A 24,645-nucleotide genomic window follows, 5' to 3' on the forward strand; every position below is an offset into this window, starting at 1 on the left:
GAACCCAGTGAAAGTTGTTGGATTATCAGGTTCAAAAGTCGGCTCCAAAACAAGGACTGCAATGAACTACACAGTGCAGTCCGTTAAAGAAAAATATCCGGATGCGGAAGTGGAACTGCTCGATTTGGCTGATTATGACATCCAGTTCAGCGACGGCCGTAACTATCTGGAATACGAAGGTGATACCGGACATGTCACGAAAACATTGATGGAGGCGGATGCCATCATCATAGGGACACCGGTTTTCCAGGCATCCATTCCGGCTACGCTGAAAAATATCTTTGACCTGCTTCCACAGAATGCATTCCGTGATAAAGTGGTCAGCATCCTCGTAACAGCAGGATCTTCCAAGCACTATTTGATTGCCGAACAGCAAATCAAGCCGATTTTGGCCTACATGAAAGCTCAAATCGTGCAGACCTATGTATTCATCGAAGAAAAGGATTTTCATATGAAAGAAATCACCAATGATGATGTCATCTTCCGAATCGAGCGCCTTGTTGAAGACACGATCATGTTAACCGAAACATTTGCAGAAATCCGTGAGAAAAAAGAAGCTGAATACGATTTTTAAAGAAAAGAGGGTAGCCCCCCTTTTTTCTTTACCGCATTAAAGCGCTAAGAGGGACTGTCCCTCTTAGCGCTTTAATGTGATAAAGAGTTATGATTGTGAAGTGAATTCCAGGATGGTGATTTCAGGCGGGCAGTTCACCCGCATAGGAAACAGGCTAAAGCCAATCCCGCGGTTTACGTAAAGGCTGTTTCCTTCGCTTCCATACGAATCCGTGATCCAGCCATCGACATGAGCTTCTTTATCCGTGAAAAGTTCTTTATAAGACCAGTCGGGGGTAAAAGGTATCCGGTACTGGCCTCCATGAGTGTGGCCGGCAATGGCTACTGGTGCTGTATTCGCCGGCAGTTTACTGAAAGCTTCAGGGTTATGCATCATGAACATCCTGGGTGCTTCGTCCGGGATATCCTGCAATGCTTTGGATACATCGACATTCTCCGGCCAAGTTGCTCCCAGTGCCCCGAGGTAAAGGGTGTTTTCATTTTCTCTGCTTAAAGTCACTCCGTCTTCTTCCAAAGTAAGGGGGACTGATTCATTTCGGAGCACGGTGAAACCCTCACTGGAAAGAACGCCTTCAACACGATTTGCCTCTTCCTTATTGATCTTGTCATCTTTTTTAGCCATAGCATAATCATGATTTCCCAGTATTGCAAAAACAGGAATGTTGGCATCTTGAAGATCTCCCAGTGCATCGGCCACTTTCCCCATTTGCAGCGTCCGGTCATCTGTCGGGTGGTAGACATAATCACCCAACAGCAGGACTGCTTCAGGGTCTTCTTCAATGATTTTATCGACAATACGGGGGATGACAGAATCGTTATCCATCCACATTCCAACCTGGAAATCCCCTATGACAGCGACTTCTTTTCCTTCCCAAGCTTGCGGAAGGTTGGGGATCTCAGCTTCCTCTCTTTCAACATCAATGATATAGGGCTCAATGAACCCCCAGATGAGCACTGCGACAACGGCAATGCCTGCAGTGATCCCTAGTCTTTTCCAAAAAGTTTTCAACTGTACGATACTCCTTTCTTCAGATTATATTACTAGCAATATCCTTTTAAAAAATTTCCTTGAAGAATTGGCGGGTTGCTTCAATAGGCTGGACAGGATTGTCACTCTGCCATTCGACATACTCAAGGGCAATGATGCAAAGAAGCAACCAGACGGCTCCTGCCATCTGTCCCGCCAGCACATCTGTAGGAAAATGCGCGCCGAGAAAGATCCTGCTGATTCCGATCAATAGGAAAAGGATCACTCCGAGAGTGGACAAGCTCCATTTCGCAGCAGAGGATAAACCGCTCCGGATAATTAAGTAAATAATAAATCCGTAAAAGATCACAGATCCCATGGAATGGCCGCTTGGGAAACTGAATCCAACCGCATCAATATCCGGGTTAATCGACGGACGTCCTCTTTCATAAAAATTTTTCAAAAGGGTAGTCAGCAAGCCGCCGCCCCCTACAGCGAGAATGAAAAAGAGGATTCCCCACTTATCTTTGAACTTAAGCCACAGAACGAGAATGGTGATGATGGAAAGGGTCGTAACGAACCAAACCGAACCAAGCTCTGTTATCACTATCATGAATTGGTCGATTCCTTCACTTTCGAACGAAGCGAGAAAATCGATGATGGCTGAATCAAAGTTTTTTACTTCGCTCTCAAGCAGTCCTTCTGCTATTTGTGAAAAGGTAAAAATGAACAGACTGGAAAGAATAAGTCCGATCACCACCAAAAGCACCGGAAAACCTGCCTTTTTGACTTCTTTCTTCTGCGTCTCCATTTTTTTAATCCCTCCTTTTGTGAATAAGAAAAAGCCATGGATGGCCTCATATCCAATGGCTGATTAATAAGTTCCTTATCAATTCCTTACCCGATTTGAAATCTGACTAACTCAAAAAGGCCTAATTCTATAATACTGTAGCCTGAAAGGGGTGCTATTAAAGTGGCTTTTCGGCAGTTGTTCAGACAGGTTGATTGGAGCGGAAGGTGTGTGATCTCCTGCGGGACTAGCGGGACAGGTGAGACCCCGCAGGCGCAGCTGAGGAGGCTCACCGCCCGCTCCGCGGAGTCACACACCTGGAGCGGAAATCAACACACTCATCAAAACTCTTAAAAAAGGGTTATTTACAAATAAATGAAATACTGAGATAATATAGAAAATAGTTGAAGGGGGAAAGTAAGTTTATGGAACCAACTAATTGCTAATGATTAATTTTTCGAAATTAATATCGATTTTGTACAGAGCGTTAATTATGCCTATTTTACTAGGTTTATTTGTTATGCTCTTTATGGAATCAAGCAATTAAGAAGGTAACTTACTTACTTGACTCTCAAAATATAATTACCGGACCACCCGCCATGAAACACGGGGGGCCGCGGCATATCCACATGCTTTTTTGGGTGCGCCGTATTTTATAACAAAAAGAGAATCCAAGACCGTAAGAGGACACGTCCTTCTTGCGGTCTTTTTTATATGAACTGAATAGTATTTAAGTACTTCTTTAGGCTGTCCATAAATTGTGTAACGGACATTATGGATGAAAGAAGGAATGGATATGTTGGAACTATCATTGACCGGCGTTAAAAAATATATGGAAGCAACTCAGGTGCTGGAGAATATCTCGTTTGAAGTGATGACGGGGGAAAAGGTCGGGATCGTCGGAGCAAACGGAAGCGGCAAGAGTACGATTCTGAAATTGATTGCCGGGATCATCCCGATGGAGTACTACCCCGGCTACCCGCAGACATCCAGCTATGGATATGATGAGGGCTTCGTGAATCTCCCGAAGGATGCCAGGGTGGCTTTCTTGGAGCAGACTCCACAGTTTCCTGAGGGGGTAAAAGTGACGGATGTCCTGAACCTTGCATTTGAGGAAGTCCATGCCCTCGAAAAAGAGATGCGCACTCTGGAGAAACAACTGAAAGCTCTTAAAGGGGATGCCTTGGAAAAAGCACTCTTGAAATACAGTGACCATGTCCAGTTATACGAAACCAAGGGCGGTTATGAAACAGAAGAAAAAATGAACAGGGTCTGCACTGGACTGAAGTTCCATGAGAGCTTTCTTGAAAAAGACTTTGATACCTTAAGCGGCGGGGAAAAAACAACCGTCATGCTCGGGAAACTCCTGATGAATGCACCGGACATCCTGCTTCTGGATGAGCCGACCAACCATCTGGACATGGAATCGATCGAATGGCTGGAAGGTTACCTGAAAAGCTATAAGGGAATCGTCCTGATTGTTTCCCATGACCGCTATTTTCTCGATAATGTTGTCAGCAAAATTGTCGAGATTGAAGATATGGAATCCACAACGTACAAGGGGAACTACTCTTCATTTGTCGCCCAGAAAGAAGAGAATATGCGGATTCAATATGAACACTTCAGGGAGCAGCAAAAAGACATCAAGAACATGGAAAAGCAGGTTCATAACTTGCGTGATTGGGCGATGAGGGCGGACAATAACAAATTCTTCAGGAGAGCAGCCAGTATTCAGAAGAAGCTCGAAAAGCTGGACCGTATCGACAAACCGGTTTTTGAAAAAAGGAATATGAGGCTCGACTTCAAAGCGGCTGAACGATCTGGAAAGGAAACCATCAAAGCGGAAGGGCTTTCTAAAAGTTATGGTGATAAAGTGATCCTCAAGGATGCTGACCTCATGGTTCACTTTGGAGAAAGGGTTGGATTCCTTGGTTCAAACGGAAGCGGGAAGACAACATTCCTGAAAATGCTTCTGGGTGAGGAGCATCCTGACAGCGGAACGGTAGAACTGGGTGCAAACGTTAAAGCCGCGTATTTACCACAGAATATCAAATTTTCCGATGAAGAACTGACAGTGCTGGAATGTTTCCGCGAGGACATTTCCATCCTGGAAGGGAAAGCACGGGAGTATCTGGCGAAGTTCATGTTTTATAAAAAAACGGTCTTCAAAAAAGTGAAGCATTTGTCCGGCGGAGAGAGAATCCGGCTTAAGCTGGCAATGCTGTTATATCAGGATATTAATTTACTGATCCTGGATGAGCCGACGAACCATCTGGATATCGATTCGATCGAGACACTCGAGGAGGCCATGGAAGATTTTAAGGGAACGATCTTCTTCATCTCCCACGACCGCTATTTTATCAATAAGATTGGAGAGCGGATCATCGCGCTCGAGAACCACGGATTTAAAAGCTATGCCGGAAATTATGATGAGTATCGCAGAGTAAAAGAAAAGGCTGCAAGAATCCAGGAAGCGAAGCAGCCTATTGAAAAAACGGGGTTAACTCAAAACAGCGTCGCTGAAGTAAACAAAGAAAAAGAAATGGAAAGGGCGCAGGCGAAAATTGATGATCTGGAAAACGAGATAAGAAAGCTGGACATTGTTTTGGCTGCCAGCCAGCTGGATCATGAAGATCTGTACGAGGTGTACCGGCAAAAGCTGGACCTTGGCAAGGAACTGGATACCGTTATGGAATTGTGGATGGGGCTGGCGGATTAAGTTGAAGGATGAGGCGGAGAAGCCTCATCCTTTTTTATCGTTGTGCAGCAGGAAGAATAGTATATTTCTAAGAGCTGTTTAATCCATTTGTTTTACGTGAAAAGGAAAAGTAACATCGCAGAAAGGAGAATGTTGTATGAGATTGGCCTCTACCAGAAAAACGCTATTATTTTCCTTCCTTGCAGCAATTCTCGTCACAGGCTGCTCCAGTGAGGAAGCCGGAACCAATGATCAACAGGAAACCGATCAGGCGGCACAGGAAGAGCCGAATGATTCTAATGAAAATACTCCGGATGGGCAGGGTGAAGAGGAACAGGCAAACGAGGAAAATCCTGCAGATGATGAAGAACAATCAAATCAGGACCATGAGGAAGAGCAGACAGATTCAGATGACCAGCAGACGGAGGAAGAACAAAACGAAGAAGATTCTTCCCAGGATCTTTCAAAAGAAGAGGCAGCAGAAGTGCTTCAAGAATACGAAAATACTTTCATGGTGAAAACGAGTACGGATGGAACAGTCGAGAACTATGGCACTAAGGAAGAGCTATTATCCCATTTTAAAACAATCATGTCTCAAGAGCTCGCACAGAATTATGTGGATGACTTTTTCCGGATGGATAACGGCCAGTTGAAGATGGTTGCGACAGAGCCTCCGGTTTGGCTGGATCCAGAAAACGACTATCAATTAAACAAGCAGAATGAAAGCACTTATCATGTCGTTCAGAGCAAATCGAGTGAGCTTAGGGGCGACAGGGAGTATACTTTCCAGCTTGCTTATAAGAACGGCCAATGGATTGTCGATGAGGTCTCAAGCGCAAAATCAGGTGAGGTGACCAAACGTGAGGCAGAGGAATCGGTCAGAAATCACCTGGGGAATGACATCACAGAAAGTACGATTGTTGAATATGACCATATGGAACAAAACCAATACGTGATCCATGTTTATGATCAGATAGAGGATGAAGAAGGCTCGCATACGGCGACATATGGCTGGTATAAAGTTGACCCTGCCACAGGGGAAATCACTTCGCTCTTTGGTGATGACGAGCAAACCAGCAGATCCCAGCAGATAAAAGAAAAGGCCGATAATGTCCTGGATGCCCTATTGAATAAGGATATGGATACATTAGCAAGTTATGTCCACCAGGAAAAAGGACTGCTGATTTCTCCATATGTCAATATCTCAGACGAAGATGTGGTCTTTGAACAAGAGCAGGTTGCAAACTTGTTTGAGATGAAAGAGACGTATACTTGGGGATATCAGGACGGAAGCGGAAAGCCGATGAAATCAACGCCACAGGAATATTTCCAGCGCTATCAGGACTTTGCCGAAGTCGACAAGGTGATCGTCGATGACCTTAAGCAGCGCGGCAATGTACAAATGAACATTAAAGAATATTTCCCTGAATCGCATGTCGTTGAGTTTTACAAAAATGGAACAGAAGAGAATTCAAACATGGATTGGTCCAGTTTGTATATAGTTTTTCAGAAAAATAGTGAAGGAGAATGGAAGGCCGTCGCGCTTGTAAGCGGGCAGTGGACCATTTAAATTTTGGTTGAGAAACGCTTGGTGTATTATGAGACTCCAGGCGTTTTAAAGTTATTTCAGGGTTTGGCCCGCAAAGAGAATTACCGGGCCAATGGTAGTCGCTACTAAGAGGGAATCGGGTTATTATGATAGAATTCTAATAACAGCAATTATTTTTAGTACAAACCAGGAGGTAGCTAGTATGTCTGCACAAGAAGGTTTTATTGAAGTAACCGGCGGGAAGGTCTGGTATCAAATACATAATAAAGAATCGCGGAATACCCCGGTCATCATCTTGCACGGAGGTCCGGGTTCATCCCACTACTCCATGCAGGGACTGCGTATTTTGGCGGAGGACCGCCCTGTCATTTTTTATGATCAGCTGGGCTGCGGGAAGTCTGACCGCCCGACGGATAAATCTTTATGGAATATTGACCGCTTTGTGGAAGAGCTGGGTCAGGTGAAGGATGGTCTGGAGCTTGAAGAATTCCACATTCTCGGCCATTCATGGGGTACTACATTAGCGGCTGCTTATTACCTGGCCAAGCCTGAAGGAGTCAAGAGCATCATTTTCTCCAGTCCGTGTTTAAGCGCACCGATGTGGGCGGAGGACCAGGAGGAGAACCGCAAGCTGCTCTCGGAGGATGTACAGGAAGCGTTGAAGAGGAATGAGGAAAACGGAACAACTGATTCGGAAGAGTACAAAGAGGCCACGGCGGTATTCAATAAACACTTCGTCTGCAGGCTCGATCCTTATCCGGAGTTCCTGAAAAAAGGCAGGGAGTTCAGGGGGCCTGAAGTTTACAATCATATGTGGGGTCCGTCTGAATTCCATGTGACCGGCAATCTTAAAAGCTTTGACTGCACAGGCCAGCTGCAGGATTTCAAGGTGCCGACTTTGTACACTTGCGGGCGATATGACGAAGCGACGCCGAAGTCGACGGAATACTTCAGCTCTTTGACACCGAACGGGAAGTTCCATGTGTTTGAGCAAAGCGCGCACATGCCTTATGTGGAAGAGACGGAAGAGTATATGCAGGTGATGAGTGAATTTTTGAAGAGTGTGGATTGATTTTTGCAGGGGTGAAATTTCGGCTGGAGCTTAAAGGACTTTAGTTTGTCTTTTTGGAGGGCTTGCGTCCTTTAAGGAGGTTCTAGAGGACTTTAAGAGGCCTGGCGGTGAAACTAAAGTCCTTTAAAGAGGTTTTAAAAGACTTTAATATGTCCTTTGAGAAACTAACGTCCTTTAGGGATGTTTAAAGGACTTTAGTTTGTCATTTTGGCTGGCTTGCGTCCTTTAAGAAGTTTCTAGAGGACCTTAATATGCCTGCGGTGAACCTATCGTCCTTTAAAGAGGCTTTAAAAGACTTTAATATGTCCTTTGAGAAACTAACGTCCTTTAGGGATGTTTAAAGGACTTTAGTTTGTCATTTTGGCTGGCTTGCGTCCTTTAGGAAGTTTCTAGAGGACCTTAATATGCCTGCGGTGAACCTATCGTCCTTTAAAGAGGCTTTAAAAGACTTTAGTTTGTCTTTTGAGGAACTAAAGTCCTTTAAAGAGGTTTTAAAAGACTTTAATATGTCTTTTGAGAAACTATCGTCCTTTAGTGAACTTTTAAAAGACTTTAGTTTGTCTTTTGCGGATCTATCGTCATGTAGCGAGGTTTTAAAGGAGTCTAAGAGGTCTTCCTTTACACCCGATAGGACAAAAAAAGGGGAGACAGCCGGTTCAAGGCTGTCTCCCTCTTTGATTTATTTTTTCTTCGGCGGCGTATTATGGATATAGGAAGGGGTATCTTCCAGTTCCAGCGGGCCGCCGACAATCTTAGGATGGTCGACGTATTCGAATTCTTTGCCATCCGGGCCTTTTCCGGAAGCCCAGCGGCCTTCTTTGCTTGCTTCGCCTTCAGAGTAGTTGAAAAGCTGGTGGGCAAAGCCGACAGCTTCCCATTCTTCTTTGGCTGTTGTCGGAACGATCAATCCGCCTTCTTCTTCCTGCAGTTCCTGAAGGGCGGCGATCCATTGGTTCTGGTGCTGGGTATCACGGGCGATTAAGTAGGAAAGCATGTCCTTGACTCCAGGGTCATCGGTCATTTCATACAGACGGACAGCCTGAAGACGTCCTTGGGATTCAGCTGTGAGGTTAGCGCGGAAATCAGCCATCAGGTTTCCACTCGCGATGATATAATCCGCTGTCCAGCGGTTGCCGTTACTGTCTGCCGGCATCGCTCCCATCCCGGATACGATGGCGTGCTGCGGGTTCATGCCGCCGAGTACGGCCTCGATGACCGGGTCTTTCGCGGCTTCTTCCTGTTCTTTGACAGGAGCATCGTCCAATAATCGTGCCACCATGGTTGCAAGGAGTTCCACGTGACCGATTTCTTCGGATCCTGTGTCCATGATTAAGTCTTTGTATTTTTCGTGTTTTCCTCTTGTATTCCAGCCTTGGAATAAATATTGCATGAAGATTGTCATTTCCCCATATTGTCCGCCGATCAATTCCTGTAATTTTTTTGCGAATAAAGCATCGGGCTTTTCAGGTTTTGCTTCAAACTGAAGCTGCTTCTTGTGTAGAAATGCCACTACGATAACCACCTTTCAAATTATTGGAATTATGGTATACGTAAGTTTCATTCCACCGAAGAGCAGGGGGTAAACGGAATTGCGTAAAATGGAAAAATATCTATAAAAAACAGGCTGCCGATGGAGTTACTCTGGCAGCCTGTTCCTATAATCTTATTTCAACACGCGGCGCGCGCCGACATAGCGGTCTTTCCAATACTTCGTATTCATGGAGTTGATGGAAACGCCTTTTGTTGTCGTGACCGCGATAAATTTGTCTTTTCCAAGGGAGATGCCGACGAATGAGACGCCTTTACCGTTTGTATTGAAGAAAACCAAGTCGCCTTCTTTAAGATCTTTCTGTTTGACCGCTTTGCCTGCTTTATACTGATCCTTCGATGTACGAGGCAGCTTTACTTTTACAGAGTTGGCAAACACATATTGTGTATATCCGGAAGCATCGAATCCTTTAGGAGTTGTGCCGGCATCTTTATATTTCACGCCCATGAATTTTTGCGCATATTGTGTGACTTGCTTTGCCGGGGAAGTCGCGGCTTCCGCTTTTCCACCAAGAGGGGCAAACAGGGCTGCCGCCATTAATAACAAACTCATTCCAATGACCATCCACTTAGAAACCTTCATGTTCAATACCATTTTTCTTCCACCTTTCAAATTTTAAAAGTTATTTATGTTTTTGAAGCTGTGAATCCATTCCTGCACTGACGATTTTATATTCCATTTCACCTGTATTCTCAACGAGGAAGTACATGGTGTTTTCTCCTTGTTTCAGAGATCCTTTGTACTCTTTAGCTAACTCAGCATAAAAAGTAACTTTGAATTCGACTCTATCCAATGACCTTGACTGCTCTTCCATGGTGCGCACTTCAATCTTGGTGATGCCCTGCTTGAATGCTTCTGTATCAAAACTTTCTTTATCTATAAACTGCGCGTCGGATTGAGTTGAATCGACCAGCAGGAAGTTGAAAAAGATGAAAGCGGGATTGATATTGAAGGGAACATGTAAATCTACATCATGGCTGAACTCCATTTGATTGATCTTCCAGCCTGCCTTTGGCTGGTAGGTGAAGTGAGCGTGATTCACTTCCAATTCGTCGGTTTCACCAACCGGAACAATCAGTTTGTAGATTTTTTCTTTGCTGCTAGAAGATATTTCTCTCGCAGCTGCTCGGTCCCACTGAAGAAGGGAACCGCCGTCAGCTTCAACTTGTGCCATTTTGCCTTTGTGTTCGATGATGCCTTTTTCTTTGATGAATTTTTCAGCGTGTTTTGGTGTGACGCTTTCCAGCAAGTACTTCATTAACTCTTTCCTGGTATCGATATCCTTGGATAAGTAGCGGTAGGTTGTGCCTTTATAAGGGAAGCACTTATACTCTCCTTCTCCGTAGGAACCGCCGCTTTGGATGTAACTTTGCTTTGCCATCCATTTTTGGACCTTTTTAACCACCCCTGTTTCAGACATTGATTTTTTAATCTGTGATTGGGTGATCTTTGGAGAATCTTTTGCAAAGGATACACTACCCTGGATGAACGGCGCCGCTATGATGGCTGCTGCCGCCCCTGCGATCACTAATTGTTTTGCTTTCATTTTCTTACCTCCATTTTGTTTGCTTCCTATGACCTTATTGTAGTTCGGCGGGAGACTTGAGAAGTTACGAAAAGGTTAATAAAGGGTTGAAAGGTGGTAACAGTTTTTTTGCTGAAGTCACTGGGGTGGCTAATCGGGTAGGAGAGCGAGGGACATCATAACAGAAAAATGCCAAAATGATGTACCGGGCACACTGCGCTAGGCACCCCATCCAAATAAAACAAAAAACCGCCCTAAAGGCGGCCGTAAATTACAGCGTCACAGGATTGGTGGAGATCCGCCATCCGGCTTCTGTTTTTTTGAATATGACCTGGATGGTTTCATAGGCAAGGCTGTTCCCGACAGGTACGTTGATATCATATTGTACCTCGGTGCCGTAGTCCTTCACTTTGGCAATCGAGGCTCCCTGGTAGTTCAGAAGGGAGCCGCCGTCGGCATTGGGCTGTGCGAGTTTTCCTTCATGTTCGGTGATACGGGAGGTTTCCACAAAAGATTGGATGGCTTCTTCGGTAAAAGAAGAAGAAAAATAGTCTTCCAGTTTTTCCGTGGTATCCAGGTCTGCCCCCATGTACCGATAGTCGGTATCATTCAGCGGGAAGGAATGGATTTCTCCCGATTCCATGGCACCCCCAATCCCCACATAGGAGGCTTTTTGAGCGGCATCTTGAATTTTCTGCATCAACAGTTTCTCTTTTACACTCTCGTATTGGGGGTATGGTGAGCCAAGCCTTACGCTTGAAATGATTTCTTCCATGACCCCGGCTGATTGGGTGAACACTTTATAAAGTTCACTTTCCGGCTCCTCGATAAAAGGATTCTCGCTGCTTCGCCGGACCATGTAGATCAATTGATCGGTTTCGGCAATGACAGGGAAGGGCAGATCGCTGTCAGTCATGAATTCCTTTGGAAAAACTTCGATGGCAAACAGGAGCCCTTTATGGATTTTATCCGTTACGTAGACATTGAGAATGTAATTATTCATCTCTCCCTGCTGGGTTTCGACTGTAAGATTGCCGGCCAGTTCCCTTGGGAAGTTCATCGTTAGCCGCCCGGTTTCATCATAATATTGAACATCCGTGTCCTTTGTTTTATAGATCGCTTTTTCAATCTTTCCTTGCAGCTCCTGGAACTGATCCCATCCGGGGACGGAGGTATCCAGGTTCATGCCGGTGGTGAGTGCTTCGAGGGCGGATTCCGGCTGATTCGCCATCAACAGGGTGTCCGCAAGGGAATACCAGTATTTCGCGGCATCCGGGACTTCCTTCGCCCGCTGTTTATAGTAGTCTGCGGCTTCGGCGAAGTAAGCGGGGGAAAGGTCCCCATCAGGTGTAAAAGAGCTGGTCCCCCATTTTAGAACAGAGATATCATAGATATCATCAGAGACCCGTTTCCAGATTGCGAGCCGCGGAGTATCGTTTTCATAGATGACATCCAGCTTATGATAGTTCTGCTGTGCCAGCTTGATGAACTTTCCATTTTCCCACTTGTAAATATCAAGGATGCTTCCGGGCGAAACGCCGACTTTCCATCCAACCATAAGCTCCGGTTTCCCGTCGCCGGTAAAGTCCGCGGTTCCTCCCCAGCTGACTTCGTATCCGTTTCCTGAGATATCTTTTTCGCGTATCCATTTCCCGTCTTTCTGCCGGAGGACGATCGCTCCGGTATTGTCTGCTTGAATTTGTGATTTATAAAAAGCGATAACTTCTTCGGATCCGTCATTGGTCAAGTCTTCTTTTATAAAAGAATCCATCCCTGCGGGTTCATTAGGGACAAAAAGGGAAGTCCCTTTCGGCAGAAATCCCTTCACCACGTGAAGCAGGTTTTCATCAGAGGGGCCTTCATCGCTTACGGTTTGCGGCGGCTGGATGAGGGCTGCCGGTTCTGGAAACAGATTGCATCCTCCCAGCAGAAAGCTTGCGGAAAGGAGGGGTAACAGGGCTTTCCTTTTCATGATCATTCCTCCGTATCTCTTTTTTCCTTAACTATAAAAAAGGATAGAAGAGAAGTCGTTACATAAAGGTTAATTTTTGGCGGCGGGAAGGTTAACTTTAATGGTGGTTCCGATGCCGGCTTGGCTTTCCAGTTTAAAGGTGCCATGATGGGCGTCAATGATTTCCCGGCAAATGGCCAGACCCAGTCCCGTGCCCGAGGCCTTTGATTTTCCTTTATAAAATTTGTCCAGCACAAGCGGGATGTCCTCATCGGGAATCCCTTCGCCCGTATCCGATAACTCAATCAGGATGTGATCTCCCTGCAGGAAAATGGAGGTGGTGACCATTCCCCCGGCCGGTGTAAATTTGAGGCTGTTATCCAGGATATTAAGGAAGACTTGCTTCAACCGGTCGGGGTCCCCCCATACGATTTCAGCCCCAGTGATTTCAGTGACCAGGCGGACTCCCTGCCTTGCCGCCCGGGGAGATAACTGGGACACCACCCCTTGAAGCAGCTGGCTGATATTCACTCTTTGAAACTTGTATTCTATTTTTCCGGCCGACAGCCTGGAGAGGTCGAGCAGTTCACTGAGCATACCGGACAGCCGGTCACTTTCCGTTGAAATGATATCAAGCCCTTCCCGGAAAAAAGAATCCTCTGACATGGATTGGAGCGTAATGGCCCAGCCTTTCACAGAAGTCAGGGGAGTTCTTAATTCATGGGAAACCGATGCGATGAATTCATTTTTCAGTCGTTCATGCTTTTCGATTTCTGAAGCCATAAAATTCAGCGTGTCAGCGAGCTTCCCGAGCTCATCTTCCTGTTTTAGCGGAATCCTGGCCGAGAAATGTCCGGCAGCCATTTGTTCAGCGCTTGACGTGATCGTTGCAAGAGGCTTGGTGATGGTCCTTGCGACAAAATAGCTGATCGCTGCAGCTATAAGGATGACGAACAATCCGATCAGGAGGAGGGCAGTCAGGCTTTGCTTGAAAACCTGGTTAATTTGCTCCATCGAGGTGACCATCCGGATGCCGCCTGAGACAGTGTCGTTTACTTTAAGAGGCTGAGAGATGGATAATATTTTTTCATCATTCATGTCACCGGTGAAGTACCCGGTCTGTCCTCTTAAAGCCGCTTCCATATCATCCGGTGCCCGGCTGTTCCCTGTCATTTTTTCATGTGTATCTGCCAAAAGGGTGCCGCTGGAATCGTAGATTTGCACCTGTGCATCGATAAGAAAGTTATAACGCTGGAGAAGAACCGGTGCTTTTTCCATGAAAGTTCCCTCCAGGAGCTCCTGTTCATAAAAGGAGGCGAACATGGAACCCTGATCCCCCAAGGTTTGTTTGACACCTTCCACGTAGTAAAATCGGAGCGCGGAAAGGAGCAGGACCTCAAATAACATAACGGTTAAGACAATGAGCAATAAATAACTCCAAACAAGCCGCTGTTTTATCCCCGATTTCATCCTCAGGCCCCGCCTTCCTGAAGGCAGTACCCGAACCCCCAAATCGTCTGCAGGAATTCCGGGTTGGAAGGATCATCTTCTATTTTTTCTCTTAATCTCCTGATGTGGACATCAACGGTCTTGGGATCGCCGAAATAGTTGTTTCCCCATATCTCATCAAGCAGTTCATTCCTGTTGAGGGGCTCATTTCTCCGTTCAAAAAAGAGTTTCATTAACTGAAACTCCCTTGCCGTCAGTTTTATGAGATTCCCTGATTTATAAATCCTTTGTGTTTTCAAATCGATTAAGAACGGTCCGAGGTGATATTGTTTCTGCTCAGGCGCGAGGGAGGCAGCGGCTGTTCTCCTGAGTACGGTCCGGACTCTCGCCACCAGTTCGAGAGGATTGAATGGTTTGACAATATAGTCGTCAGCACCCAATTCCAGCCCCATGATTTTATCCATGTCCTGCCCGCGGGCCGACAAGATAATGATGGGGAGGTGAGGATAGGACTCTCTTAATCTGGTACATACCTCAAAGCCGTCCATGTCAGGAAGCATCAGGTCCAAGATGACCATTCCGGGTCTTTCCGCTTCAACCAGCTGAAGCGCTTCCGTGCCTTCCCCGGTTTCAATGACAGTAAAACTGGACCTGCTGAGGTTGAAACTGATCAGCTTGCGGATCGGCAACTCATCTTCTACCACGAGCACTTTATCAAGGGTCATCTTCATTACCTCACAGAAAGATAGTGTTTACATCATTTTCCTATTTTTGCTTGATTTTGAATATCTATTTCATAGGACATTTCTCGACAAAGATGGGGAGGTAAAAAAAGACAGCCGCCTGCTGATTGGTTGCAGGCGGCTGTCCGTATAATGTCTTATCGAATTGTCTTCAAAGCTTTGCTCCAAGATTCCACTTCATCAAGCATTGTGTTGATGTTTGCAAGGTGAAGATCCTGCGGTTTGAACACTGAACCATTTTCGAAATCCGTGAACAGGGATAGTGTCGGGTGAGTGCGGACATCGGCTACTTTTAATTCCCCAAGGATGCCGCGAAGGTGCTCGGCTGCACGCGCTCCGCCTGTTGAACCATAGCTGACGATGCCGGCTGCTTTGTTGTTCCATGCTTCACGGGCGAAGTCGATGGCATTTTTAAGCGAGCCTGAAATGCTGTGGTTGTATTCCTGAACGATGAAAACAAAACCGTCAAGACTTGCAAGCTTTTCATTCCAAGCGGCAATCCCCGGTTCCGTTCCGTCAGTCGTGCCTAAGAACGGCAAGTTGTATTCGGCGATATCGACGATTTCATAGTTTGCATTTTCACGTCCGTCAGCGATGCCTTTTACCCATTCCCCTACCTGAGGACTAACGCGTCCCTGGCGAGTGCTTCCTAAGATAATTCCGATGTTTAATTTTTCATTTGTCATTGTTGTTTCCTCCTCTTTTTGCTTTCCAAATAATCTGTTTAAAATTCCCATGCTGTTCACCTTCTGTTCTTAAACTTTCAATAGGATGCGGTTGCCTGAAGGATCTTCAGTCATGAAGTCCTCTGTTACATGGGCACCGATACTTTTGAGCTGATTCACAATTTCATTTCTTTTTTCTTCACTTGGCAGCACTAATGTGTAAGATTGTAGTCCGACACTATTGGCTGCAGGCGGCGGGGCACCGACACCATTCCAGGTATTCAACCCGATGTGGTGATGGTACTTGCCTGTTGAAATAAACAGGGCTTGATTGCCAAAGCGGGAGACCACTTCGAATCCGAGTCCTTTTGTATAAAATTCCTCTGTTTTCGGCAGTTCGGATACGTGCAGATGGATGTGGCCCATTACAGTTCCAGTTGGCAGGCCGTTCCATGGATGTTCTCTTTTAATGGAAAGAAGTTCTTTGAAATCCAATGGATCAACCGTCATATGCACTTCTCCGTTGTTCCAATCCCACTCAGAAGCAGGACGGTCAGCGTAAATTTCAATCCCGTTTCCATCTGGATCAGAGAAATACAGCGCCTCACTGACAAGGTGATCTGATGAACCAAGGCGCAGACCGATTTCGGCAAAGTACTGGACGATATTCGCTAAGTCTGCCCGTGTTGGCAGAAGGATTGCGAAGTGATACAACCCCGTTGTCCTGCCCGTTTGAGGGACGATATCGCCGGGCTGCTCGATGGTCAGCAGGGGAGCTTTTCCGTCTGCTGTCAGGCTGGCCGTTGTTTCCGTTTGTTCCAATATTTTAAAGCCGATGACTTCTTTATAAAAAAGAAGGGAGCGTTCTAAATTTTGTACTTTTAAATTTACGGTCCCGACAAATGTCAGAGGTTCTTGATGGAAGTTCATTTTTAACACCTTCCTTTTAAAAAGTGATTTAAGCTTCCCGAGATTGAAATAGTACATTATCGAGAGCTAGAGAAGATTTGTTTGTTACAACCAGGAAAATAGCCATTGCCAGCAAAGCCAAGTCAAGTTCAAAGCCCGCTCCCTGGCCGTTTCCAAGGAATCCTCCAGCCAATTTCACCTTGAAGGTGGCCACCAGCATAATAACGGCAAATAGGATGGAAACGACTCTGGTGCCAATTCCAAGTAACAAGGCAAGACCGCCGATCAATTCAATCAGGGCTACCACATATGCGGTGAATCCTGGCAGACCTAGACTGTCAAAGAATCCTACCGTATTTTCAATGCCTCCCTGAAACTTGGCAAGGCCATGGATAAAGAAGGTTGCGCCTAAAAAGATTCGGATGATGGCTGCAGCTGCTTCGTTTTTAATCATGATTATTCTCTCCTTATAAAATTATTTTATAACTAATGTTTATTAAGTTACTTTATGTAACCTATTATATTTTCAATACTTGATTACGTCAAGTGCCTTTTTAGATAAAAGTAATTTAGTTTCTAATTAAGTTTGGGTATAATAGAGGATAAGGAGATGATCTCGATGGATACATCAATTTGTCCAAGATTCGAAAAAGCGATGGGTTTAATAAGCCAAAGGTGGACGGGAATCATTGTTTACCAGCTGCTGGCGGGTCCTCAGCGTTTCAGCGCTATCAGCTCTGGTACTGGTGTCAGTAACCGGGTGCTGTCAGAGAGGTTAAAGGAATTGGAGACTGAAGGCATCGTGAAGAGGGATGTTTATCCGGAAACTCCAGTCCGCATTGAATATTCACTGACTGACAAAGGGCTGGCATTGGAGCCCCTGATACGAGATATAGAAAAATGGTCACAGACCTGGCTCGAGCCGGTGAGTGACTCGGAATAAGAAGGATACAGGGAGCATTCAGGATGCTTTTTGTGTCCTTTTATTTTTGGGAGAGTCTGGTTCGCTGTGGAACCGGGCTTTTTTATTTAAAAGAGCGCCAATGGGGTCGTCGATTTTGAATTTGAGGAAACCGATGCCGTCAAAGAGCGTCAATGAGGTTGTCGATTTTGAATTTGAGGAAATCGATGCCGTCAAAGAGCGTCAATGAGGTTGTCGATTTTGAATTTGAGGAAATCGATGCCGTCAGAATGTCGAGGAGACGTCATGGATTTAACAATGGACCCAAATCAGTGCCGTCAGAATGTCGACTAGAGGGCATGGTCCAGGCACTTGAGTATCATCCATGTCCTCAGAACCTCGCAGCACCCCTTATGGGCCAATTCTAATGTTTCCCACTCCGGGAATTAGGCAAGATAAGAAGAAAGAACAAAAGAGGTGATGGAGTGAACATATTTGAGGTGGATGGCAAAATCAATAAGGCAAAATTGGCTAAAGATATTTTGATACCGGTGGTTGGCGGAATGGTGACCGGTTTTCTGGCAACCAGGAATGCGAAGAAAATCTACAGTAATCTGAAGAAGCCGGATTTTTCTCCTCCATCGTGGGTATTTCCCGTAGCATGGACAACTCTTTACACGTTGATGGGAACGGCGAAAAACCGGGTTTCCATGAAAGAGGAGCCGACGAAGAAGGCAGAATCGCTCTATGATATACAGCTGGGCCTGAATTTCTTATGGTCTTTCCTTTTCTTCCGATGGGGATTGCGGGGGACGGCTTTTACAGAGATTTGCATCCTGCTGACGTCCATTACGCTGACCACGTATAAGTTTTTCCAGAAGGACAAAGCAGCAGGGGCAATGATGGTTCCATATGTGCTCTGGGTGAGCTATGCGCTTGGCCTCAACTACAGTACCTGGCAGTTGAACAAATCATAATTTTTTATCAAAGCAGTGGAGGGTTGCCCCCGCTGCTTTTTCTATGGAGAAGTGTTTGAAGTCAGCAGGAGAAGGGTAAATGAAATAAGTCAATTTTCAAAAAAGTCATAGGAGGAAATATGCGTTCCAAAAGTTTGATTGATTACAAAATATTTATTCCATCACTGTTGATTCTGATAGGCATTGGGATTCCACTTGCCCTGTATGAATCAGAGTCGCTGGAGCTGCTCAATTACATATTCGATTCGATTGTTTCCGTTTTTGGATGGGGATATCTTTGGTATGGACTTCTTCTAGTCGCAGCGGCCATCTATTTTTCTTTTTCTAAATATGGACAGATTGTGTTAGGGGATCCAAATGAGAAGCCCCATTTTACCATGTTTGAATATGCATCCATTTTAATTGCCATGGGAGTAGGATCCACCATCATGCGGACGGGCATGCTGCAATGGACGTCTGTTGCAAATGAGCCGCCTGTGGGTGTTGAGCCCGGTTCAGCCGAGGCGCTTTTGTGGGGAAATGCCTATAGTATGTTTCTGTGGGGGTTCCAGGTATTTGCTATATTCGTGATGATCGCTCCTGCGATGGGGTATGTGCTTCATGTGAAGAAACGCCCGCTGATGAGGATATCAGAAGCATGCCGAGTGATATTTGGGGATAAATTCACCGATGGATGGGGAGGTAAATCCCTTGATATCCTGTTTCTTTTAAGTATTTTGACAGGGGCTGCGGTTACCCTTGGCCTTGGTGCGCCTATCATTACGCACAACCTTTCGGCACTTCTTAATATAGAAGTCACCTTCGGCATGACGATCATCGTCACGATTATTTGGGTCTTTCTATTTTCATTGAGTGCCTATCTCGGGATCGACAAAGGAATCAAGAGACTGAGCACACTGAACATGTATCTGGCGGGGCTTTTTGCCTTATTCGTTTTGATTGCCGGACCCGGCGTATTTATATTGAATTATTTTTCTGATAGTGTTTCTTTCTTGCTGACTAACTATCTTCACTTTTCATTAAATACAGATTCGGTTCACCTTGGGGAAGCCTCATATATTCAAAGCAATACGGTGTTCTGGTTTGCCTACAGTGCAACCTGGGCCATGCTTCACAGTGTCTTCGCTGCCAAGATTTCCAAAGGCAGGACGATTAAAGAAATGATTCTTACTTATCTCTTAGCCCCGACATTATTATCTTGGGCAGCAACTGGGGTTCTTGGAGGCCTGGGCGTTCACCGTTATTTGACAGGGGATTTGTCCATCTTGTCCTTTGTCCAGGAAGAAGAGCGGATGGCCGCGATTCCAGAGATTCTATCGACACTTCCGTTTGGGGATTTCTCCATTATCGTGTTCATAGTGGTTGCACTCATTTTCCTGACAACGACCCTTGATTCTACTACTTATACAGTAGCCGCCTATACAAGCACGAGGGACATGAGCAAGTTTGAACCGACGAAACTGCTGCGCATCATCATCGCAGGCGTCATCACTGTGTTTTCCTTGATCCTCATGCGGATTGGCGGTCTGCCTCCGTTGTCCGTCATTTCCGGATTGATGGGACTGCCGATCATCGTGGTACAATTCATCCTCATCTATGCGGCGAAGAAGATGATGGATCAGGATGAAGCTTGGAAATATAATATCAAAAGAAACGATCAAAAGAAGGCAGCTTCTTAAGCTGCATGGAAAGCTTGAATTCAACGGATGCGAGTTGAATTCAGGCTTTTTCTTTTGAGGGGAATGTTCCCCGCCGCGGTAGTGCGGTAAAGCGTAACTTTTGTATCTGGACATTAACAGGGAGAGGACTATAATAAAGTGGTATATGATTTGATTTACATAAGAAGGGGTGATGAGAGTGGTCGCAAAAGAGAGCAATATGAGGCTGGCTCTTGCCGGGCTGCTGCTTGGGATTTTGATGTCCGCGATGGATAATACGATTGTCGCGACCGCGCTGGGGTCGATTGTTTCCGATCTTGGGGGCCTGGACAAATTCGTGTGGGTGACTTCCGCCTACATGGTCGCAGTCATGGCCGGTATGCCGATTTTCGGGAAACTGTCCGATATGTATGGACGCAAACGCTTTTATATTTTTGGTCTTTCTATCTTTCTTATCGGATCGGCCCTTTGCGGGATTGCCCAGGATATTGTGCAGTTGAGTATTTTCAGGGCCATCCAGGGGATAGGTGGCGGAGCGCTGCTGCCGATTGCCTTCACGATCGTATTTGATATTTTTCCTCCTGAAAAAAGAGGGAAGATGACGGGGATACTGGGAGCAGTGTTCGGTTCAGCGTCCGTGTTCGGACCTTTGATCGGCGCCTTTCTGACAGATAATCTCAGCTGGCACTGGGTGTTCTATGTGAATGTCCCGATAGGCCTTCTGTCTTTATTTTTCATTGTGACAGCCTACAGGGAATCTCCTCAGCGGTCAGAGGAACGGATTGACTGGGGCGGAGCCATCACGCTTGTTGTGGCGGTGGTCAGCTTGATGTTTGCCCTTGAGCTTGGCGGGAATGAGTTTTCCTGGAGCTCGTGGCAGATTATTAGTTTGTTCGGTTCCTTCCTGATTTTCTTTATCAGCTTCTTGTTCATTGAACGGAAAGCGGCGGAGCCGATCATCTCTTTCTGGATGTTCAAGAGTCCGCTGTTTGCTTCAGCTCAAGCTCTGGCATTTTTATATGGATCAGCGTTCATTATCTTAACCATCCTCATCCCGATTTTCGTTCAGGCTGTTTATGGCGGCTCTGCTACGAATGCCGGGCTGATCTTGACGCCATTAATGCTTGGCTCTGTTGCGGGCAGTGCTGTGGCGGGAATCCGGATGACGAAAAACAGCTACCGGAGCATCATGTGGCTGTCGATTATATCCTTCATTGCCGGGATGGTCCTGCTTGCTACGATGGGGCCCGATACAAGCAGGTGGCTGCTGACGATTTATATGGTCCTCAGCGGATTTGGGGTCGGTTTTTCTTTTTCATTACTGCCTAATGCCACCATTCATAAGCTTGATCCAAGATACAGAGGTTCGGCCAACTCTACAAATGCCTTTTTCCGGTCGTTGGGCATGACGATCGGGATCACGGTGTTCGGAACCTTGCAGACGAAGTTCTTCACCAGCAATCTGGAGTCGGCATTCGAGGGGCAGTCAGGCGGAGGTTTTCCGACTGGTGATCCGAGGAGCCTTTTTGAACCGGAGATGCGGGAGAAGATTCCTGATTTTGTTCTGGAAAAAATCACGACAGCCATGTCGGATTCCATCACCACGACTTTTGCGTATGCTTTGATTCCCTTGGGGATTGCCCTGATTTTTGTGTATTTGATGGGGGGCAGCCGGCTTGAAGTGGAAGGAAAACAGGAAAGTAAATGAAAATAAAAGGACGGTTCCTATAACAAGGAGCCGTCCTTTCTTTTAGCTGGGAGCCTGATTTCGAATGTGGTTTTATTGTTTTCTGATTCCAATGAAATCCGGCCATTGTATTTTTCAACGATTTGCTTGACGATGTACAGACCCTGGCCTCTCACTTTTTTATTGGCATGGCTCTTGGCTTTAGTGGAGAAGCCGGCAATGAAGATTTTATCTTTTGCTTCAGGCGGAATGGGAGGCCCGCTGTTGGAAATTCGGAAAACATATTCCTCATTAACATCTTCACATGTGACTTCTATTTTCCGTTCCCCTTTTGGCAGCTCGCTTGCTGCATCAATCGCATTATCAATCAAATTCGACAGCAGCTTGATTAAATCAGTTGTCCGCAGATTTTCAAAAGAAGAATCAGAGTTGTTAAATTGTATGTCAATATTCTGGCTTTGCGCTGCCAGTGATTTGGTCTGGAAGAGCACGGATAGCGCCGGATTGGAAGATTGGATCGGGATTTTATACAGAAGTTGTGCTTCTTCACGCATGGAATCCGAATACTCCAATGCTTCTTGATGCTTACCGAGTTTCAGCAGTCCGTTCAAAACCTGAATATGATTGGCAAAATCATGCCGCAAAGACCGGACAGATTGAATCAGTGAGTGGATTTCTGAGTGATAGGTTTTTTCCGTATCACCGATCTGGCTTTTCAATTCGCGGTTGTACCATTTTTGAATGAGGATGAACGTCATCAGCAGTACAAGAACCAAGATTCCGCTGAGAATAAAGCCGGGAATGCTGTTTTTAATAACGGTATCCCCGATCCGGTCGAGCCTTGATGTGGAGATATCGATGCTGAGAAACCCGATTGTCTCCCCTTGGTCATTAAGAATCGGGCTTCCGGCTGAAATATACTCCCCGTAATGAGGGTCATCAATTTTACCAGTAAAATAAGCCAGGCCTTTGTAGGCCCTCTGGATTTGATCGGTAGGGACCATGCAGTCCATGCCGATATCATAGTATGGTTTATTGTCTCTTGGGAAACCGGCGATCATGACTTTGGGGCGTGAGTCCGCATCTTCGAAGGCAAGGGTATAGACATACAGGGCAGCTGTATTTTGCTTGGCTTCGTAAAGCTTCTCCCTTATCCGCCAGTAATCTTCATTTCTCTCGGGATTTTCAAGAAAGCGCTCATAGGCAGCTGTATCCATGGATTCGGCGATGGACCGGGCCATCTCCAGCGCATTGTTGGCCACTGATATCTCAGCCGCCTTTTTAGCTGTAAAATAAGAAACTAATATATTGATAGTTGTCAGGCAGAGGAGGATTGTAACTGAAAGAATAATAATGAGTTTGATTTTACCGTTTAATTTCATCGTTACAACCTCCTTTTTTTCTATGTATGTAAAAAAGACCTTTCTACAAAATTCTACATAATTATACAGGAGCTTACAATAGAGAGTTGCGGCGATGTATATTTTGGCAATTGGATTCTCTGCACTGATTAGGCGAATACTGTTAATGAAAAGGGTGTAAGGAACAGAAAGCGGGGCGGTGAAATGAAGGTTTTAACGATGATACAGCCGTGGGCCAGCTTGTTTGTCTTGGGAGAGACAGAGTTTGAAACGAGGACGTGGAAAACGAACTACAGGGGCAGGCTCGTTATACATACCAGCAAAAAAGTGGATAAATCTGCCTGCAGACATCCGAAAGTGCAGGAGTTATTAGGAAAACATGGTGAATCAGTTGAAAGTCTGCCGACCGGGCAGATCATCGGGGTATGCAGCCTGCTAAACTGTATAAAAGTAATAGAAACCGGCAGCGGAATGGCCGTATTGGAAGATGGGCGCGTAATCACTGGAACGGAATTGCTTTTGGGCGATTATCGGATTGGTTCTTATGCATGGGAGGTTGAAGGCATGCGGCTGCTGGATGAATTTGTTCCTGCCAAAGGGCAGCTTGGAGTGTGGGAGTATGGTGGTGATTTTCTTTTGTAAAAGTGAGACTGAACCCTGCAATATCAGGCAGGAAATACCGGGTGGCATGGTCATGGTCCTGCTATTCTAGTGTTGAAAGGAGGTCATATTATGGATTCTTTAAAGCATATGAATGAAGCCATGAAATATATTGAAGACAACCTCGATGGGGAAATTCATTTAAAAGAGGCTGCAAAGAAGGCATTATGTTCTGAATATCACTTTCAACGGATGTTTTCATACCTGGCTGGACTTTCCCTGTCGGAATATATCCGCCGAAGAAGGCTTACCTGTGCTGCGGGTGATTTAAAAAATGATGGCTTAAGAGTAATAGACGTTGCAGTAAAATATGGTTACCAGTCCCCGGATGCTTTTTCAAGAGCCTTTAAAGACTATCATGGGATAACACCTTCCGAAGCCAGGAGGAATGGCCAATTGCTCAAAGCATTTCCAAAAATGACCTTCCAATTAACAATAGATGGAGGGACAGAAATGAACTATCGGATTGAAGAAAAAGGACCGTTTCAAATTGCGGGAATAAAGAAGAGAGTGCCTATTATTTTTAATGGAGCCAACCCGGAGATTGACGCAATGTGGAGGAGTTTGAACGAAGATATTATCAAGAGGATGAAGCAGTTATCGAATATTGAGCCATCAGGGATCATCAGTGCCTCTGTGAATTTCTCGGAAGGAAGAATGGAAGAAAAGGGGGAACTCGATCACTATATTGGAGCTGCTACAACAATGGGATGTCCGGAATATTTTGAGAGCCTGGAAGTTCCGGCATCCACATGGGCTGTATTTGAATCGGTGGGCCCTTTTCCTGGCACTCTTCAGAATATCTGGGGCCGCATCTATTCAGAATGGTTCCCTTCAGCACCTTACGAGCAAGCAGAGGGCCCGGAGATTTTATGGAATGAGCAAAGGGATATCAGTTCCCCTGACTTTAAAAGTGAAATTTGGATTCCGGTTCTGACAAGATAAAAAAAGATGGTACATC

General features: G+C 45.6%; 22 protein-coding genes. 10 read left to right on the forward strand and 12 right to left on the reverse strand.

Annotation, left to right across the window (positions count from 1 at the left end):
- Positions 1-7 precede the first annotated feature (7 nt).
- Complete coding sequence (locus tag ACOJQI_RS03225; protein WP_421383502.1) at positions 8-574, forward strand: NADPH-dependent FMN reductase; 567 nt, start codon at positions 8-10, stop codon at positions 572-574.
- A gap of 87 nt (positions 575-661) precedes the next feature.
- Here the strand turns inward: ACOJQI_RS03225 and ACOJQI_RS03230 are convergent, their stop codons facing one another.
- Positions 662-1,582 carry a metallophosphoesterase gene (locus ACOJQI_RS03230; protein WP_421383504.1) on the reverse strand — a complete coding sequence of 307 codons (921 nt, stop codon included), beginning with the start codon at positions 1,580-1,582 and terminating at the stop codon, positions 662-664.
- A 46-nt stretch (positions 1,583-1,628) separates the two neighbouring features.
- Positions 1,629-2,351, reverse strand: a complete 723-nt coding sequence (locus ACOJQI_RS03235; protein WP_421383506.1) for a phosphatase PAP2 family protein — start codon at positions 2,349-2,351, stop codon at positions 1,629-1,631.
- 775 nt (positions 2,352-3,126) lie between these two features.
- Here ACOJQI_RS03235 and abc-f point away from each other — a divergent pair.
- The 3 genes from abc-f (at position 3,127) to ACOJQI_RS03250 (ending at position 7,649) form a co-directional block, all read left to right on the forward strand.
- Positions 3,127-5,049 (forward strand): ribosomal protection-like ABC-F family protein, encoded by a 1,923-nt coding sequence (abc-f, locus tag ACOJQI_RS03240; RefSeq protein ID WP_421383508.1) that lies wholly within the window; start codon positions 3,127-3,129, stop codon positions 5,047-5,049.
- A gap of 136 nt (positions 5,050-5,185) precedes the next feature.
- The gene (locus ACOJQI_RS03245; protein WP_421383510.1) at positions 5,186-6,598 is read left to right on the forward strand and encodes a hypothetical protein; all 1,413 of its coding nucleotides are present in this window, start codon (positions 5,186-5,188) and stop codon (positions 6,596-6,598) included.
- Positions 6,599-6,779: 181 nt separating this feature from the next.
- Positions 6,780-7,649: a proline iminopeptidase-family hydrolase gene (locus ACOJQI_RS03250; protein ID WP_421383512.1), complete on the forward strand. Its 870-nt coding sequence runs from the start codon at positions 6,780-6,782 to the stop codon at positions 7,647-7,649.
- 679 nt (positions 7,650-8,328) lie between these two features.
- Here the strand turns inward: ACOJQI_RS03250 and ACOJQI_RS03255 are convergent.
- The 9 genes from ACOJQI_RS03255 to ACOJQI_RS03295 form a co-directional block, all read right to left on the reverse strand.
- Entirely contained in the window at positions 8,329-9,159 is an 831-nt protein-coding gene (locus ACOJQI_RS03255) for a manganese catalase family protein (RefSeq protein ID WP_421383514.1), read from the reverse strand.
- A 153-nt stretch (positions 9,160-9,312) separates the two neighbouring features.
- Positions 9,313-9,792 (reverse strand): C40 family peptidase, encoded by a 480-nt coding sequence (locus ACOJQI_RS03260; protein WP_421383516.1) that lies wholly within the window; start codon positions 9,790-9,792, stop codon positions 9,313-9,315.
- 28 nt (positions 9,793-9,820) lie between these two features.
- Positions 9,821-10,744: a DL-endopeptidase inhibitor IseA family protein gene (locus ACOJQI_RS03265; protein ID WP_421383518.1), complete on the reverse strand. Its 924-nt coding sequence runs from the start codon at positions 10,742-10,744 to the stop codon at positions 9,821-9,823.
- 250 nt (positions 10,745-10,994) lie between these two features.
- Entirely contained in the window at positions 10,995-12,695 is a 1,701-nt protein-coding gene (locus ACOJQI_RS03270) for a DL-endopeptidase inhibitor IseA family protein (protein ID WP_421383520.1), read from the reverse strand.
- Positions 12,696-12,764: 69 nt separating this feature from the next.
- Positions 12,765-14,144, reverse strand: coding sequence for an ATP-binding protein (locus ACOJQI_RS03275; RefSeq protein WP_421383522.1), 1,380 nt, complete (start codon positions 14,142-14,144; stop codon positions 12,765-12,767).
- 2 nt (positions 14,145-14,146) lie between these two features.
- Entirely contained in the window at positions 14,147-14,848 is a 702-nt protein-coding gene (locus ACOJQI_RS03280) for a response regulator transcription factor (protein ID WP_421383524.1), read from the reverse strand.
- Between the two features lie 155 nt (positions 14,849-15,003).
- Complete coding sequence (locus ACOJQI_RS03285; protein WP_421383526.1) at positions 15,004-15,603, reverse strand: NADPH-dependent FMN reductase; 600 nt, start codon at positions 15,601-15,603, stop codon at positions 15,004-15,006.
- Positions 15,604-15,621: 18 nt separating this feature from the next.
- Positions 15,622-16,461 carry a VOC family protein gene (locus tag ACOJQI_RS03290; protein WP_421383528.1) on the reverse strand — a complete coding sequence of 280 codons (840 nt, stop codon included), beginning with the start codon at positions 16,459-16,461 and terminating at the stop codon, positions 15,622-15,624.
- 28 nt (positions 16,462-16,489) lie between these two features.
- Positions 16,490-16,894, reverse strand: a complete 405-nt coding sequence (locus tag ACOJQI_RS03295; RefSeq protein ID WP_421383530.1) for a DoxX family protein — start codon at positions 16,892-16,894, stop codon at positions 16,490-16,492.
- A gap of 165 nt (positions 16,895-17,059) precedes the next feature.
- Between ACOJQI_RS03295 and ACOJQI_RS03300 the strand changes: the two genes are divergently transcribed.
- The 4 genes from ACOJQI_RS03300 (at position 17,060) to ACOJQI_RS03315 (ending at position 21,684) form a co-directional block, all read left to right on the forward strand.
- Positions 17,060-17,383: a winged helix-turn-helix transcriptional regulator gene (locus ACOJQI_RS03300; RefSeq protein ID WP_421383532.1), complete on the forward strand. Its 324-nt coding sequence runs from the start codon at positions 17,060-17,062 to the stop codon at positions 17,381-17,383.
- A gap of 443 nt (positions 17,384-17,826) precedes the next feature.
- Positions 17,827-18,318 carry a TspO/MBR family protein gene (locus ACOJQI_RS03305; protein ID WP_421383534.1) on the forward strand — a complete coding sequence of 164 codons (492 nt, stop codon included), beginning with the start codon at positions 17,827-17,829 and terminating at the stop codon, positions 18,316-18,318.
- Between the two features lie 119 nt (positions 18,319-18,437).
- Entirely contained in the window at positions 18,438-19,997 is a 1,560-nt protein-coding gene (locus tag ACOJQI_RS03310; protein WP_421383536.1) for a BCCT family transporter, read from the forward strand.
- 178 nt (positions 19,998-20,175) lie between these two features.
- A complete protein-coding gene (locus ACOJQI_RS03315; protein WP_421383538.1) occupies positions 20,176-21,684 on the forward strand; it encodes an MDR family MFS transporter in 1,509 nt (502 codons plus the stop codon).
- Positions 21,685-21,701: 17 nt separating this feature from the next.
- Here ACOJQI_RS03315 and ACOJQI_RS03320 read toward each other — a convergent pair whose 3' ends face one another.
- Positions 21,702-23,045 carry a sensor histidine kinase gene (locus tag ACOJQI_RS03320; protein WP_421383540.1) on the reverse strand — a complete coding sequence of 448 codons (1,344 nt, stop codon included), beginning with the start codon at positions 23,043-23,045 and terminating at the stop codon, positions 21,702-21,704.
- Between the two features lie 198 nt (positions 23,046-23,243).
- Between ACOJQI_RS03320 and ACOJQI_RS03325 the strand changes: the two genes are divergently transcribed.
- A complete protein-coding gene (locus ACOJQI_RS03325) occupies positions 23,244-23,666 on the forward strand; it encodes a 2-oxoglutarate dehydrogenase E1 (RefSeq protein WP_421383542.1) in 423 nt (140 codons plus the stop codon).
- 90 nt (positions 23,667-23,756) lie between these two features.
- On the forward strand, positions 23,757-24,629 hold the full coding sequence (locus tag ACOJQI_RS03330) for an AraC family transcriptional regulator (protein ID WP_421383544.1): 873 nt from the start codon (positions 23,757-23,759) through the stop codon (positions 24,627-24,629).
- The last annotated feature ends 16 nt before the right edge of the window (positions 24,630-24,645 follow it).

Origin of the sequence: Bacillus salacetis (assembly GCF_049177075.1) — a bacterium.
Taxonomy (GTDB): domain Bacteria; phylum Bacillota; class Bacilli; order Bacillales; family Bacillaceae_B; genus Rossellomorea; species Rossellomorea salacetis_A.